14 protein-coding genes are annotated in these 15,518 nt (G+C 65.3%); 7 read left to right on the forward strand and 7 right to left on the reverse strand.

The genetic code is table 11. The annotated features are described in order from the left end of the window. Window positions 1-149 precede the first annotated feature (149 nt). On the forward strand, window positions 150-2,243 hold the full coding sequence (locus tag JQ592_RS10385; protein ID WP_211402768.1) for a methyl-accepting chemotaxis protein: 2,094 nt from the start codon (window positions 150-152) through the stop codon (window positions 2,241-2,243). 343 nt (window positions 2,244-2,586) lie between these two features. Next, window positions 2,587-4,680, forward strand: a complete 2,094-nt coding sequence (locus JQ592_RS10390; protein ID WP_211402769.1) for a methyl-accepting chemotaxis protein — start codon at window positions 2,587-2,589, stop codon at window positions 4,678-4,680. Between the two features lie 152 nt (window positions 4,681-4,832). Here JQ592_RS10390 and JQ592_RS10395 read toward each other — a convergent pair whose 3' ends face one another. After that, a complete protein-coding gene (locus tag JQ592_RS10395; protein WP_211402770.1) occupies window positions 4,833-5,480 on the reverse strand; it encodes a DUF2865 domain-containing protein in 648 nt (215 codons plus the stop codon). A 19-nt stretch (window positions 5,481-5,499) separates the two neighbouring features. After that, complete coding sequence (locus JQ592_RS10400) at window positions 5,500-6,273, reverse strand: L,D-transpeptidase (RefSeq protein WP_211402771.1); 774 nt, start codon at window positions 6,271-6,273, stop codon at window positions 5,500-5,502. 208 nt (window positions 6,274-6,481) lie between these two features. On the opposite strand from JQ592_RS10400, the gene JQ592_RS10405 reads away from it, so the two are divergent. From JQ592_RS10405 to JQ592_RS10425, 5 genes are all read left to right on the forward strand, one after another. Next, on the forward strand, window positions 6,482-7,594 hold the full coding sequence (locus tag JQ592_RS10405; protein WP_211402772.1) for an AI-2E family transporter: 1,113 nt from the start codon (window positions 6,482-6,484) through the stop codon (window positions 7,592-7,594). Between the two features lie 79 nt (window positions 7,595-7,673). Next, complete coding sequence (locus tag JQ592_RS10410) at window positions 7,674-8,045, forward strand: DUF883 family protein (protein WP_211402773.1); 372 nt, start codon at window positions 7,674-7,676, stop codon at window positions 8,043-8,045. A gap of 88 nt (window positions 8,046-8,133) precedes the next feature. Then, complete coding sequence (locus JQ592_RS10415; protein ID WP_211402774.1) at window positions 8,134-8,589, forward strand: hypothetical protein; 456 nt, start codon at window positions 8,134-8,136, stop codon at window positions 8,587-8,589. 392 nt (window positions 8,590-8,981) lie between these two features. Next, window positions 8,982-10,124, forward strand: a complete 1,143-nt coding sequence (locus tag JQ592_RS10420; RefSeq protein WP_211402775.1) for an OpgC domain-containing protein — start codon at window positions 8,982-8,984, stop codon at window positions 10,122-10,124. 199 nt (window positions 10,125-10,323) lie between these two features. Further along, a complete protein-coding gene (locus tag JQ592_RS10425) occupies window positions 10,324-10,932 on the forward strand; it encodes a TetR/AcrR family transcriptional regulator (RefSeq protein ID WP_211402943.1) in 609 nt (202 codons plus the stop codon). 83 nt (window positions 10,933-11,015) lie between these two features. On the opposite strand, the gene JQ592_RS10430 is transcribed toward JQ592_RS10425, so the two are convergent. The 5 genes from JQ592_RS10430 to JQ592_RS10450 form a co-directional block, all read right to left on the reverse strand. Beyond that, entirely contained in the window at window positions 11,016-12,671 is a 1,656-nt protein-coding gene (locus JQ592_RS10430) for a CHASE domain-containing protein (RefSeq protein WP_211402776.1), read from the reverse strand. A gap of 303 nt (window positions 12,672-12,974) precedes the next feature. Next, the gene (gene ureG / locus JQ592_RS10435) at window positions 12,975-13,598 is read right to left on the reverse strand and encodes an urease accessory protein UreG (RefSeq protein ID WP_211402777.1); all 624 of its coding nucleotides are present in this window, start codon (window positions 13,596-13,598) and stop codon (window positions 12,975-12,977) included. Between the two features lie 159 nt (window positions 13,599-13,757). Beyond that, window positions 13,758-14,486: an urease accessory protein UreF gene (locus JQ592_RS10440; protein ID WP_211402944.1), complete on the reverse strand. Its 729-nt coding sequence runs from the start codon at window positions 14,484-14,486 to the stop codon at window positions 13,758-13,760. After that, window positions 14,467-15,102 carry an urease accessory protein UreE gene (locus tag JQ592_RS10445; protein WP_211402778.1) on the reverse strand — a complete coding sequence of 212 codons (636 nt, stop codon included), beginning with the start codon at window positions 15,100-15,102 and terminating at the stop codon, window positions 14,467-14,469. The genes JQ592_RS10440 and JQ592_RS10445 overlap by 20 nt, the downstream gene beginning before the upstream one ends. A 13-nt stretch (window positions 15,103-15,115) precedes the next feature. Continuing rightward, window positions 15,116-15,415 (reverse strand): putative quinol monooxygenase, encoded by a 300-nt coding sequence (locus JQ592_RS10450; RefSeq protein WP_025033972.1) that lies wholly within the window; start codon window positions 15,413-15,415, stop codon window positions 15,116-15,118. Window positions 15,416-15,518 lie beyond the last annotated feature (103 nt).

Here is a 15,518-nt window from a genome sequence, read left to right on the forward strand (position 1 = left end):
GCCTAAAACTTTACCCTTTTCCTCTCACATGCAGAAACCGTCTGGCCATGAGGCGCCAACGGCATGTGATTGCCGATTAATGGGCCCCTCCTTTTCGATTGTTGCCGGGGCGCCTTCACGAACTTCGATTTGGGAATTGGGGGACCTCGATGCTGAATCGTCTGACCGTATCCGCGCTGCTCAAGGCGGTGATCGCGATCACGTCGGTCTGCGTGGTCGTTGCGCTCTCGCTCACCGCCTATGCCTCCTGGGACCGGCTGAAGACCGCCAACCGCATCTCGCAGATCGCCGACGCGTCCGCCGACCTGTTCAAGGCGATGCACAATCTGCGGACCGACCGTGCGAGCACCAACCGGCTCCTCAACGCGACCGAGCCGATGGATGCCGAGATCGAGAAATATCTGCGCGCGATCCGGGACGCCGAGATGCCGGCGATGGCGCACGCGCTGGAGCTGCTGCCGACGATGGAGTTTCCGCAGTCCGGCACGCTGGTGCCGGAACTCGCGCGCCTTTACAAATCGGCGAGCGAGCAGCAGAAGCAGTTCTGGGAGGAGGTCGTCAAGCCCAAGGACCAGCGCCGCGCCGGCCTGCCGAAGGAATACATGGAGACGACGCAAGGCCTGCTCGACACGCTCGACAAGCTCTCGAACGTCCTGGCCGCGACCGTCAATCACCAGGACGCGGCGATCGACCAGCTGCTCTCGATCAAGCAGAATGCCTGGCTGCTCCGCAACACCGCGGGCGAAGCGTCGCTGATCATCTCCCTCGGACTCAACAGCGGCCGGATCGCGCCGGAGGCGCGCCTCGCCTACACCCAATTCGTCGGCGGAACGGCGGCGCTGTGGAAGGCGCTGGAATTGTCGGCCTCGGGCATGGAGCTGCCGCCGGCACTGTCGTCGGCCATGGCCGCGGCCAAGACCGCCTATTTCGATCCGCAATATCTGGCCCTTCGCGATCGCCTGGCCAACACGCTCGCCAATGGCGAAAAGGCCGAAATCACCGCGAACCAGTGGACGCCGGTCACGGTGGGCCGCCTGTCCAGCGCGGTTACCGTCGCCGAGACAGCGCTCGACGCCGCCAAGAGCCATACGCTGGAACAGCGCGGTGGTGCGCTGCGCGCGCTGATCGTGCAGCTCGTGCTGCTCGCGCTCGCCCTCGCCCTTGCCGGCGGCGCGATCATGCTGGTCAGCCGCCGCGTCATCCGTCCGCTCAACACCATCCGCGACGCCATGCTCAAGGTTGCCGGCGGCGACCTCGCGGTCGACAGCGGCTATCTCGACCGCAAGGACGAGATCGGCGCGCTCGCCGGTGCGCTGGAAGCCTTCAAGCAACAGGCGACCGACAAGCTCAAGATCGAGGCGCAGGAGCGCGAGCGCAATGCGGGTGCTTCCGCGCGCCAGCGCACGATCGAGGCCTATGTCGGCGAGTTCGAGGGCGTGGTCCGCAAGACGCTCGGCGAGCTCAGCGAAGCTTCCGGCGAGATGCGCAAGACCTCGGGCGACCTGTCCGCCGTGTCGCGCCAGACCAACGACCGCGTGCAGGTCGCCGGCAAGGCCTCCAACGACGCCTCGATGAGCGTCGACAGCGTCGCCGCGGCGGCCGAAGAGCTCTCTGCCTCGATCAACGACATCAGCCAGCAGGCCGCGCATGCCGCCGGCATTGCCGGCCGCGCCGTGACCCAGGCGCGCGAGACAGACGGCACCGTGCAAGGTCTGGCAAAATCCGCCGGGCGCATCGGCGAGGTCGTCGGCCTCATCAACACCATCGCAGCGCAGACCAATCTGCTCGCGCTCAACGCCACGATCGAGGCCGCGCGCGCCGGCGATGCCGGCCGCGGCTTTGCCGTGGTCGCCTCCGAGGTCAAGTCGCTGGCAAGCCAGACCGCGAAGGCCACCGAGGAAATCTCCGAGCAGATCGCAGACATCCAGAAGGTCGCCGGCGACGCCATCAACGCGATCCAGACCATCGGCGGCATCATCGGCGAAGTGAACGAAGTGGCGACCGCCATTGCCGCCGCCGTGCAGGAGCAGGGCGCGGCGACGCAGGAGATCACACGCAGCACGCAATATGCGGCGCAGGGCACCAGGAACGTCTCGGACAACATCACCGGCGTCAAGGCCGACGCGGATGCCGCCGCTGCGGCCGCGGACAATGTGAAGCACGCCTCCGAGTTGCTGGAGAGCCAGAGCCGCCAGCTCGGCCACGAGGTCAGCGACTTCCTCGGCAAGATCCGCGCGGCGTAGGGCTGGGCTTCACACACACAATCAGCCGCGCCACCTTCGTCGTCCTGGCGAAAGCCAGGACCCATAACCACCGGCCGTCGTAACAGGCAGGCTGGTGGTTGGCATGTGCCGCCACGCTCACATTCGGGGTAATGGGTCCTGGCCTTCGCCAGGACGACGATGGGGCGCCCGTAATTTTACGGCAAAGGCACTGTCTAAGTTTTTACCCTTTTCGGGCCAAATGCACGTCAAGCGCTTGCCATAGGCAGGTGTTGCTATCGCGTGCAACCCTTTGGTCTTTCGAAGTTCGTTGGGGGGCTGCCGTTCGGGGCCACGAACTTCGAAATGCGTACCGGGGTGTCCGATGCTCAACCGCCTGACCGTATCCACGCTGCTGAAAGCGGTGATCCTCTCGACCGCGCTCGTTGTGGTCACCGGCTTCTCGATCAGCGCATGGAGTTCATGGACCCGGCTTCAGCAGGCAAACCGGATCGTTGCGGTTTCCGGCGCTTCGGCCGAAGTGTTCAAGGCGATGGCCAACATCCGGGCCGACCGCTCGACCAGCAGCCGCCAGCTCACCTCGGATGTCCAGTTGGACCAGGACATTGAGAAATATATCCGCGGAATCCGCGACATCCTGATGCCGGCGCTGGCGCGCACCGTCGAGATTCTTCCCTCGATCGGCTTGCCGCAGGGCGAAACGACGGTGTCCGACCTCGGCCGGCTGAACAAGGTGCTGCTTGAGAAGCAGGCGGAATTCTGGACCGAGGTTGCCAAGCCCAAGGCTTCGCGCCGCGCAGCTCTCGCCAAGGAATATACCGATACCGAGGATGGGCTGATGGCCATCCTCGAAAAGCTGGCGCCGATGCTCGGCGCGAGCGTCAATCATCAGGACGCGGTCATCGACCAGCTCCTGATGATCAAGCAGATGGCCTGGCTCCTGCGCCTGAGTGCCGGCGAGTCCTCGCTGATCGTCGGAAACGCACTCGGCACCGGCAAGATCACGCCCGAGCTTCAGCTCGCCTATACCAAGTTCGTTGGCGGCACCGATACGGCCTGGAATGCGATCGAGCTCGCCACGGTCGGCATGCAACTGCCGCCCGCGCTTGCCGCGGCCATGGCGAACGCCAAGACCGTCTATTTCGACCCGCAATACGCCACCACGCGCGACGGCATCATTGCCGCGGTCGCCAAGGGCGAGAAACCGTCGATGACGGCCAACCAGTGGAGCCCCTATTCGGTCGGCCGCATGGCGAGCGCAATCAAGTTCGCCGACGCCGCGCTCGAGGCAGCCAAGGACCATTCCGCGGCCCAGCGTGCGACCGCGGTGCAGTCGCTGATCGTCAATATCGCCCTGCTCATCGCCGCGATCGTCCTGACCGGCGCCGCCATGCTGGCGGTCAGCCGCCGCGTGATCACGCCGCTGCACCGGATCCGCGACGCCATGCTCAAGGTTGCCGGCGGCGATCTCACCGTCGACAGCGGCTATCTGGACCGTCACGACGAGATCGGCTCGCTTGCGGGCGCGCTGGAGACGTTCAAGCAGCAGGCGATCGACAAGCTCAAGATCGAGGAACAGGAGCGCGAGCGCAACGCCGGCGCCGCCGCGCGCCAGCGCGCGATGGAGGCCTATGTCGGCGAGTTCGAGGGCGTGGTGCGCAAGTCGCTGGGCGAATTGAGCGAGGCCTCCGGCGAGATGCGCAAGACCTCGGGCGACCTCTCCGCGGTCTCGCGCCAGACCAATGAGCGCGTCGAGATCGCCGGCAAGGCGTCCAACGACGCCTCGATGAGCGTCGACAGCGTAGCCGCTGCCGCCGAAGAGCTCTCGGCCTCGATCAACGACATCAGCCAGCAGGCCGCGCATGCCGCGGGCATCGCCAGCCGGGCCGTCAGCCAGGCCCGCGAGACCGACAGCACCGTCCAGGGGCTGGCGCAATCCGCCGGGCGCATCGGCGAGGTGGTCGGGCTGATCAACACGATTGCGGCGCAGACCAACCTGCTGGCGCTCAACGCTACGATCGAGGCTGCGCGCGCCGGCGAGGCCGGCCGCGGCTTTGCTGTGGTTGCCTCCGAGGTGAAGTCGCTGGCGAGCCAGACCGCGAAGGCGACCGAGGAGATCTCCGAGCAGATCTCGGACATCCAGAAGGTCGCGGGCGATGCCATCAACGCAATCCAGGCGATCGGCGGCATCATCGGCGAGGTCAACGAGGTCGCCACCGCCATCGCCGCCGCCGTGCAGGAGCAGGGCGCGGCGACGCAGGAGATCACCCGCAGCACACAATATGCCGCGCAGGGCACTAAGAACGTCTCGGACAACATCACCGGGGTCAAGGCCGATGCCGACACCGCGGCCGGCGCGGCGGAGAACGTCAAGCAGGCCTCGGAGACGCTGGAGACGCAGAGTCGCCAACTCGGTCAGCAGGTGAGTGATTTCCTCGGCAAGATTCGCGCGGCTTAGGGCACGCTGGGGCAACACATTCAATGTCGTCCTGGCGAAAGCCAGGACCCATAACCACCGGCCTCTGCAATGGGCAGGCTGGTGGTTATCTGCGTGCCGTCAAACTCGCATTTGGGGTAATGGGTCCTGGCTTTCGCCAGGACGACAGGGGGCTACTCCTTCGCCACCACGGGCACCTGACGGAATTTGGCGCGCACCGATTCCGGCAGCGGCGAGAAATTCATCGCGACGCCGCGGCGGTCGTTGGCGTTGCGGCTCGCGACCACCAGGCCGCCGCTACCGGCGACGATGTCACCCTTGCGCAAGGTGGGGTCGTCCTCGACCTTGACCTGGGCAAGCCCCACCGGATCCTTGCCGTTGCAGCTGCAGCCCGCAACGATCTCGTTGCGGTAGCGGAACGCATTCGGCAGGTCGGAGTACGATTTCCCGCTCTCGGTCGTGGCGTCGTCGATGTTGCTGCCATAGATCAGCGAGGTCTCGGAAGCCGGGCAGAAGCTTTTGCAGGATTGCACCTTGCTTTCGGTATCATTCCCTTGCGCCGGGAAATACCGGCCATCGCAGCCGCGCACGCAATAGGCCGCGCCGCCGCCATAGGCGGCCCGCTGCCGCGGCGCGTCGTAGCGCGGCATGTCGTCATTCGGGAACGGAGTGCGGATCTGTGGCGGCCGCGCACCGAACGCGCCGAACAGCGCCGAGAAAAAATCTTCGGCATGCGCTGGCGGCGCCAATCCTAGACCGGCGGAGATAGCGACCAGAACTGCCGCACCGCCGGCCAGTTTGCCAATCAGGCGTCTCTTCATATCACCTCACTCAAACTCTTCAGTTCACGGCAGACGTCGAGATGTTCAAGGCCTGCCGGCCTGACGGCAGCGTCGCCGCCGCGGGGCGCTTGCGAACGGGATCGCCACCTTTCGCCATCAGCGGAGCGTTCTTCGGCAGCACGACGACCTTGGCGCCGACATTGACGCGGCTGAACAGGTCGGTAACGTCTTCGTTGGTCATGCGGATGCAGCCGGAGGAGACGAACTTGCCGATCGTGGTGGGATCGTTGGTGCCGTGGATGCGATACTCGCTCGATCCCAGATACATCGCGCGCGCGCCGAGCGGATTGCCGGGGCCACCGGCGACGAAGCGCGGCAGGTAGGGCTGGCGCGCGATCATCTCGGCGGGCGGATGCCAGTCCGGCCATTCCGCCTTGCGGCTGATGCTCTGGACGCCCGCCCAGGTAAAGCCCTCGCGGCCGACGCCGACGCCATAGCGGATCGCCCGGCCATTGCCGAGCACGTAATAGAGGTATGTATTGCCGGTATCGATCACGATCGTGCCGGCCGGCTCGCTGCGGTCGAAACTAACGATCTGCTTGCGCAGCCGGTCGGGAAGCCGGGCATCCTCATCGGTCGCCTGCGCGTCGTCGTTCACATAGCCGCGCGAATAAGTCTGATCCTGCGGATAAGTATGCGGTTGCATCGGGACATAGCCAAACGTTTGCGCGCTCGCGGCTCCGAAGGGCACGACAAGCAGTGCGGCGGCGAAGGCAAAAGTGGTGATGGCGCGCGGCGAGACGCGGCGGCGGGCTGGAGAGACCATTGTCATGTGCTGCCCCATTGGATGCGCGCATCAGGGTGATGCGGCTTGCCAACAAACGCAGCCGGAGCGACTCAAGTTCCGCGCCTCATTGCGGCGGCCACGTCACAGTCAAGCGAGCGCAACTTCACGAAGCCGCGATGGAACCTGGATGCCGCCTAGGACGTTGTGAGGTCATCAATGGGCGCGCGGAAGCTTTCCGTGCGGGAGAGGTATTGTGCGCGTCCTTCCCAGTGAGCGTCTGATTCCCGGCAGCGGCGAAGGTGACCCGCTACCCGGCAGCCACGCCGAACTGCCGCCGGTCATCCGCCGCACCGAGTTCGTCGCCTTCGCGCTCGCCGGCCTGCTGCTGATCGCAGTGGTCGCGGTGCTCTACGTCGCCAAGGCGTTCTTCCTCCCCGTGGTCATGGCCTTTGTCATCGGCACCATGCTGTCTCCGGCGGCAACCTTCCTGGAAAACCGCAAGGTGCCGCGCGCCCTCGGCGCCGTCCTGATCGTGATTGCCGTGACCGCCGTGGTGACTTTCATCGTCGCCCTGATCGCCTCGCCCGTGATGGAGTGGAGCTCACGCCTGCCGGAGCTCGGCGCACAGCTGAAGGACAAGCTGCACGTGTTCGACCGGCCGCTGGCGCTGTGGCGTGAGCTGCAAGCCATGCTCGGCGGCTCGGAGGGGCTGCCCAGCTTCCAGCTGCCGAAATTCGAATGGGTGCAGCCGACGCTTGAATTCCTCTCGCCCACCTTCACCGAATTCCTGCTGTTCTTCGTCACGCTGATCCTGTTCATCGCGAGCTGGCGCGATCTGCGGCGGGCGTTGATCATGACGTTCAGCGACCGTGATGCGCGGCTGCGCACGCTGCGCATCCTCAACGAGATCGAGGTCCATCTCGGCAATTACCTGCTGACGGTGACCGTCATCAATATCGGCGTCGGCATTGCCACCGGCCTCGTCTGCGCCGTGACCGGCATGCCCAACCCGGCCGGCCTCGGCGCACTTGCAGCAACCCTCAACTTCATCCCGATCATCGGACCGATCGCGATGTTCGCCGTGTTGGTCGTGGTGGGGCTGGTCGCCTTCCCGACCATCGGCGGCGGCCTGGCTGCCGCCATCGCCTTCGGCGGCATCACGTTCCTGGAAGGACATTTCGTCACGCCGACCATCATCGGCCGCCGCCTGGCGCTGAACGCGCTGGCGGTGCTGCTGGCGCTGGCGTTCTGGACCTGGCTGTGGGGGCCGATGGGTGCCTTCCTGTCGTCGCCGCTGCTCATCGTCGGGCTGATCCTGAAGGAACATCTGTTGCCGGAGGATGCGCCGCAGCTGCCGCAGGATTGACGCGGTTTCCGCAATCGGAACTTACCCGAGGACGAAACGTTTTCCGGCTATCTCAGCCGCAAACAGTTCGGAGCCCCAGATGTCAACGAGCGATGCCGAAGCCGGGATGAGAGACTGGACCGACAAAGCCACCAGGGAACGCCTCGAGAAGGATGTAGCAGCCGTGAAAAGCGATATCGCCGCCCTCACCGATCAGATCACCGACGCGCTCAACACCTTTGCCAATTCCACCAGCAGGCAGGCCAGGCGCGGCTACCGCCAGGCGCGCGAGAACATGGATTCCGCGATCGACGACATGTCGGAGCGCGGCAGCGCCATGATGGGCGCAGCGCAGGATGCCTATGGATCGATCGAGGAGACGCTGGAAGATGCGATCACGCAACGGCCGCTGGCGACCGTCGGGCTCGCGCTCGGCATCGGCTTCCTGATCGGACTAGCCTGGCGCCGGTAAGGATGCCGGCGAAGGTTGAGGCGGCGTTGCGGCGCCGCCGATGTCGGCTTGTGATGACCAGGCTTGTGGGGATCCGAGGAGCAAGGCCATGTTTCAGCGCATCATCGACGGCATCAGTGCATCGACCGGCACGACGGTCCGGCTGACGTCGCTTGCCGCGGGCGCTGCATTCGCGCTTTTCATCACGACATGCTTCCTCTGCGCCGCAGCCTTCATCGCAGTCCTCGAGAAATACGGTCCGGTGCAGGCCTGCCTCGCGGGTGCCGGCGTGTTCTTTCTGCTGACCCTGACCGCCGCGGTGAGCTACTGGGCGTACAAGCGGCAATTGCGGGAGGAGGCCCGCATCGCGGCCGAGCGCGCCGCGAAGTCGACGGTGCAGAGCATGCTCACCGACCCCATGCTGCTCGCCACCGGGCTGCAGATCGTCCGTGCCATCGGGGTCAAGCGGCTGTTGCCGATCCTGGCTATCGGCGGCGTCGCGCTGGGAATCATGGCGAGCCGGGCCGGCGTCGCCGACGAAGCATCGCCAGAACCCGCCGAGTAACGGCTAATATCTCAGTCCAGCGCGCCGCTTCCGGCATCGACCAGCACCGGGCTGAACAGGCGCGAGGTCAGCGGCCCCTGCCCTTGGTCCAGATCGGTGCAGCAGCGACCGTGACCGATGGCGCAGCGCGGTCACGGAGGATACCAGACCCGGATTCTCCGACCCGAGGGCGCTGATCGCGGAGGCGCCGGCGGCGAGCGCAAGACAGACCGTCTGCCTTTGCAGAAGTTGCGTCCCGGGCGGGTTAAGCGGGGGCCAGCAAATGCCGCGGCAGGCCCTGCGCAATTTTACGCCAGCCGGGACAAACCGGCCCTGCTCACGCAAACGCTACTCGGATAGGCAGGCGGTTGCCGGTAAAAGCATCATCCTGATTCCCAAAGCTATTTTACTCAATGAAACCGTCCGTCAAGGCGAACCTCGCCGCATTTCAGCACGACGCCAGGCTCTATCTGACGCTCGGCATCGCCAATTGGTCCGTATTCGTCGACCATATTCCGAACAACGTCGTCAACCTGTTGACGCTGCGGAATTTCGGCTTCAGCGGCGCGGCGGACCTGTTCGTGTTCGTGGTGGGCTACGGCGTCGCCATCATCCACGGCAGGATGGCGCTGGAGCGCGGCTACGTTGTCGCGGCGACGCGCGTCTTTCGCCGTGTCTGGCGGCTCTATGCCGCCTATGTCGTGCTGTTCGTGATCTATATCGACACCATCGCCTATGTCGCCTCGCAATCGATGGCGCCGGAGATCATCCACGAATACAACATCTCCGGGATTCTCGAGCACCCGCTGCGCATCCTGATCCGCGGCCTCGTGCTCCAGGAAGAGCCGCTGAACCTCGACCTGCTGCAACTGATGATCCCGCTTATGGCGTTCTTTCCGTTCGTGCTGTGGGGGCTGCTGCGACGGCCGAATCTGACGCTGGCGGCATCGGTCGCGCTGTACCTCGCCGCGCGCTGGTTCGACTGGAATTTCCGCGTCTATCCGGACGGTGAATGGACCTTCAATCCGCTGTGCTGGCAGATGCTGATGGTGCTGGGCGGCTGGTTCGCCGTCACAGGCGCGCCGGGGCGTGTGCTGCGCGACATGTCCTGGCTGCGCATCCTCGCCGGCGCCTACCTGGTCTTCGCGATGGCCATCACATTGATGCGCCATTCGCCGACGCTGTCGGCCTACCTGCCCGATCTGCTCCTCAACAGCATCGCGCCGACCGACAAGGAAAATCTCGCGCCCTATCGCGTGGTCCACTTCCTCGCCCTCGCGTTCATTGCGACCCATCTCATTCCGGCCGATCACCCCGGCCTGACATGGAGACCGCTGCAGGCGGTGATCGCATGCGGCGAGGAATGGCTCGCGGTATTCTGCGTCGCCGTGTTCCTGTCCTTCGCCGGCCACCTCATCCTGATCACCGGGCCGAACCTGGTGCTGATGCAGGTCGCGGTGAGCATCACCGGCTTCGCCGCGATGACCGGGCTCGCCTACTACATCGCCTGGTCGAAACGGCAGGATCTGCCGGCAGCCCTGCGGCAGAAGGCCTAGAGCGCGATGATATCTGGATGAATCGTCATCGCGCTTTAGGTTGTTGTTTGCGCATAATCTTTTTCGGAAAACCGCTTCGCACTTTTCCGGATCATGCTTTAGAGCCAAATCGCGCCGGCCAAAAAATCGTGCGATTCTGCTAGGCCGAAAGCGGCCGCTGCGCTATGCCGGGACTCTGCGTGAGGAGACCGGCGTGGCGATGGCGAAAGGCGGGGGTGAAGAAGCGGAGAGCGCGCCCCGGCGCGGCCGGCCAAGGTCGATCGAGACCACCAACGCCATCCTCGAAAGCGCCTATGCGCTGATGGCGGCCACCGGCCTTGCCGCCACCACCATCGATGCGATCGCGCGCCACTCCAGCGTGTCCAAGATGACGATCTACAAATGGTGGCCGTCGCGGGAGGCGCTGCTGATCGACGCCTTCCTCCACCATGCCGCGCAGATGCTGCCGCTGCCGCCTGCGAGCGCCGGCACGCCCGCGGCGCGCGCGCGGCGCCACGCCACCGCCTATGCCGAAGCGCTCCAGGGCGAGTTCGGCAAGGTCCAGCTCGCCGTCATCTCAGAATGCATCTCCAAGACCGGCTCGGCCGAGCTGTTCTACGCCCGCTATCTGCAATTCCGCCGCAACGCGCTGGTGGACATGATCGCCGCGGGCCAGAAGGACGGCAGCATTCTGGCCGAGGGGCCCCCCGAGAATCTCTACGACGCGATCTATGGCAGCCTGTTCTACCGCTACATTTTCGGCATCGCGCCGATCACACCCGGCTACGCGCGCAATCTGGTCGATCTGGTGTTGCGGCCGAAGGACTAGCGCATGATCCGGACCCGAAGAGCCGCGTTGGCGCAAAGTGCGAAGCGGTTTTCCGAAACGATCATGCCCAAGAGAGTAAGCGCCTATCGCACAGGCCTGACCGGCGCCGAGATCTTGTCCGTGCGGTCGCGCTCGGTCATGTCGATCACCGTCTCCATCGGCGCGGTCAATTCGTAGACGTAGGAGACGTCGGTGAAGAAGCGCTTGGCGGTGCCCCCCAGCGCCTCGGGCGCGACGCGATCGAGCAGGATCAGGCCGAAATCGGAATCGGGCCGGCGCGTCGCCTCGCTGGTGTTGAATTCCTCCCAGCGGAAATGGAAGACCTCTTCGGGCGCATCGCCCGTCACCGTCCAGTTGGCGGTGATGTGCGGATGCTTGCCGACCAGCGACAGGCCCTCGTCGGAATGCGAGGCGAGCTCGAAGAACAGCAGCGACAGGCTCTGCGCGGCGCGCGCGCTGACCGCGATATCGGGGCCGGTGACGGCGATCCGATCGGCATGCGGAATCGCGCGCGCCTCGAACAAGCCCTTCAGCTTGACGCCCTGCCACTGGCTCTCGCTGAGCAGCGAGACCACGTTGGACATGGCGTGGATGCGGCCGATCAGCAGTTCGCGCGCGACGTCGATGTCCGAGCCATGGCGCAGCGTGCGGGTCACGATCGACTGGATCACGGCCAGGATGTTCTTCACGCGGTGATTCAGCTCGTCGATGACGGCGGTCAGGCGGCGCTCGAAGCCGATCCGCACCTGGATCTCCCGGCTGAGCCGCAGATTGTTGTAGGCGACATAGCCGAACAGGCCGCACACCATCGCGGTGATGGCAAAACCGATCGCCGCAACGATGATCGCGGTCTGCTCGGCGCGGCGCGCCGAATTGGTCTTCGCGTAATAGCCGAGCTGCCAGTCACGGCCGCCGAAGCTCACCGTGCGTGTCGCCGACGGCGGCGGGCCGTCCGCGCCCATGCGCGTGGAGACAACGCCCTGGTCGTTGGCGACGAGCTCGCCGCCCTCCTTGCGCGGATCCCTGAGCGCGACCGAGAACAACGACATGTCGTCATTGGTCAGCATCAGCGTGGCAAGCTCATACGAGAACGTGACGAACCCGGCCGGCTCCGTTGCCCCCTCGGGAATGACGGGCGCAGCCACGATGACGCCGATCGGGCCGTTCCCGCGCAGCAGCGGCACCGGGTCGGAAGCAACCGATCGCTTCTCGATCCTGGCCCGGGCGAGCATCGCGCTGCGCACCGGATCCTGGTCATAGCTGCGGCCGGGCAATGCCTTGGTCTCGTCACTGCGCGGCTCGAGGTCCATCAGGACGTCGATCGGATGGGTGAGGCTCGCGGGGGCGATGGGCTTGTCGCTGTAGTCACGGATCTGTGGCTTCGGAAAGCCGGCCGCCGCGATCGCCGCCTGCGCCGCGGCGAGCTCGTTCGGCTGGAGCCGGGCAACCCAGCCGGCCACGACGAAATCGGTCTTGAACGCGTAGATCGCCGAGCGCAGCGGCTCCAGCATGTTGGGCTTGAGCACCGAGGGCGCGCGGAACAGGCCTGAGGCGACACGCGCGAGCAGCTCGCGCTCGGTGAGCCGGTCCTGAACCAGGCTTGCATGGACGTCGATCGCCCGCGCGAGCGCGATCCGGTCCAGTGCCAGCTCCTGATCGTGGACGCGATAGGCCGCAAGCCCGGAAAGCAGGGCTCCGAGCAGAGCGATGAAGCCGATGATGAAACCCAGCCGGACCACGCGACTACTCAGACGGAAGCGGGAGGTCGGCAATAAACACGGAGCATATGAACGCCGCTCGAACGGCCATGTGCCGAAACAGGGTGAACCCCAATGGCGGAGATAATGGAGGAGGAGGCATCAGTACGCAACTTGGGTCGCCTGAAAAGCTTAATCCGCCCGGCCGGCCGAGGGTCCGGCCGGGGTGGAGTTGCCCCGGGCACCGGAGGTATTCAATCGCCGTGTCCGAAATTTGTTCCGCAAGGCGCAGCCCTGCCCCAGGCGTTAACGGCGAAAACCGCCTGCGCCAAGTCGTCGCGTCGGTCAGCCCGTCCGTTTCAGCCCGCCTTTGGCCTCGATGAAGCCGACGATGCGGTCGAGCCCCTCGCTCTTCTTCAGGTTGGTCATGACGAAGGGACGCTCACCGCGCATGCGCCTGGCGTCCGTCTCCATCTTCTCGAGGGAGGCGCCGACATGGGGTGCAAGATCGATCTTGTTGATGACCAGAAGGTCGGACCGGGTGATGCCGGGGCCGCCCTTGGATGGGATCTTGTCGCCGGCAGCGACGTCGATGACGTAGATGGTGAGGTCGGCAAGCTCCGGGGAAAAGGTGGCAGCGAGATTGTCGCCGCCGGACTCGATCAGCACGAGGTCGAGGCCCGGGAATTTCGCGCGCATGTCCGCGACCGCTGCGAGATTCATCGAGGCGTCCTCGCGGATTGCCGTGTGCGGGCAGCCGCCGGTCTCGACGCCGGCGATGCGATCCGGCGTCAGCGAGCCCGACCGCACCAGGAATTCCGCATCCCATTTGGTGTAGATGTCGTTGGTGATCGCGGCGATGTCATAGTGCTCGCGCATGGTCTTGCAGAGCAGGTCCATCAGCGCGGTCTTGCCCGATCCGACCGGGCCGCCAACGCCGACACGCAAGGGGCCGTGAGAAGTCGCCATAGATTCTTCCCTATCGTCGTCCTGGCGAAAGCCAGGACCCATTACCACCGAACTCGGTTGTCGCGGTGAACTGTGGCCGCGGCCGTCCATAACCACAAGCATTCGTGGTAATGGGTCCTGGCTTTCGCCAGGACGACGGCGGAGTGTGACGCAGCACGCTCACGACCTGAACAGCCGCGTATATTGCGTCTCGTGCCGCAGGCTGGCGAGATCGGCGCGGAACGTGGCGCTGCCGAGATCGTCCAATGTCGCATTCAGCGCACGATTGGCGGTGGCGGCCACCGCTGCTTCCAGCCGCACCAGCACGCGCTGGCTGTCGGTCTGGCCGAGCGGAATGAGGCGGCTGGCCGCCGAGATCCAGTTCGAGACCAGCGCATGCAGGAAGGCGTGCAGCGTCGGCGCCAGCGGCACGCCGTGCATAGCTGCGACCACACCGACGGCGACGGGATAGACCAGTGGCGTTCTGCATGCGGCAACCATGGCATCCAGGCCTTCCGCATCCCACGCGGCGCGGGAGATATCGATGAAGGCGCGGCCCTGCGAAGCCGTCTCCAGCTGCCTCTCGCGCGACGGCACGAAAGCGCTCGCGAGTTCCGCGATGTCGCGCAAGGAGGTCTCCTCGCCCGCTTCCGTGGCGCGATAGGCCTGGACCAGGAAGATCGCATCGCAGAAGCCCGAGCCGTCGCCGAGCATCGCATCGAGCCAGTCCGCGAGCGTCGCGATGTCGACGATGTCGCCCGCCTCGACGGCCCATTCGATGCCGCTGGAATAGGAGAAACCGCCGACGGGGAACGACGGCGACAGCCAGGTCATCAGCCGGTACAGCGCCGCCGCCTCGCGTTCGGCGAGGTCACCGGTACCGACAGGCTCATTTGTGGTCATGAGCATGCTTGTGGCCGTGGTGATGGTCGGGATGGTCGCAATGCTCGTCGTGGTGATGGTGGTGCTCGTGGCCATGATCATGCGCGGCTTGATCATGATGATGGTGGTCATGGCCGTGATGATCATGGTGATCGTGATCGTGATGTGAATGACCATGGTGCGCATGGTCGTCGTGCCCATGCGCGTGACCGGCGTCGGCATAGGCGCCGCCTTCGGGATCGAACGGCGCCTCGATCTCGATCACGCGCGCGCCGAGGCCTTTCACCATGGCCTCGATGACATGGTCGCGGCGGATGCGCAGGCTCTTGGCCATGATCTGCGTCGGCAGGTGGCGGTTGCCGAGATGCCAGCCGACGCGGATGAGATGATGCGGATCGCGGCCGCGGATCTCGAGCAGCGGCTCCGGCGCCGCGACCACCTCGACCAGCCTTCCGTCCTCCAGCACCAGCGCATCGCCGCCGCGGAGCGCGACGGCGTTCTCCAGGTCGAGCAGGAATTCGAGGCCGCGCGTCCCCGTCATTGCCATGCGGCGGCGGTGCCGATCGTCGAAATCGAGCACGACCGTGTCCGCCGGCGCCTCCGTAAAGCGGTGTTGTCCCCTGACCTGCGTCGCCCGGATCATGCGTCTTACCTCTTTACCGTGTCTCGACCTTCTCGGGCGTGATGTATTCGATCTTCGGCGGCGCCGTGAAGCATTTGACGGCGACCCGGCCGAACGTCTTCATGTGCTCGGCGGCGCGATGCGGTCCCAGCGCCTCCATGTTCTCCCACTGCTCGACGAACACCATCTTGGCGGGATCGGTGACGCTTTCGTGCAAATCATAGGCGATGTTGCCGGGCTCCTTCCGCGTCTCCTTGATGCAGGCGATGGCGGCTGCAATGAATTCGGCGCGCGTCTCGGGCTTGATGGTCAGGGTGGCGACGACGTAGATCACGAGAAATCCTCCCGGCTTTTCTTCTAAAGGTTACGATACCGGGCGGGACATTAGACCAGGCGGGACCGAACGCAACACCGGAAAAGCCGTCCCCGGACGCGCA

This window comes from Bradyrhizobium iriomotense (assembly GCF_018129405.1).
Classification (GTDB): Bacteria; Pseudomonadota; Alphaproteobacteria; order Rhizobiales; family Xanthobacteraceae; genus Bradyrhizobium; species Bradyrhizobium iriomotense_B.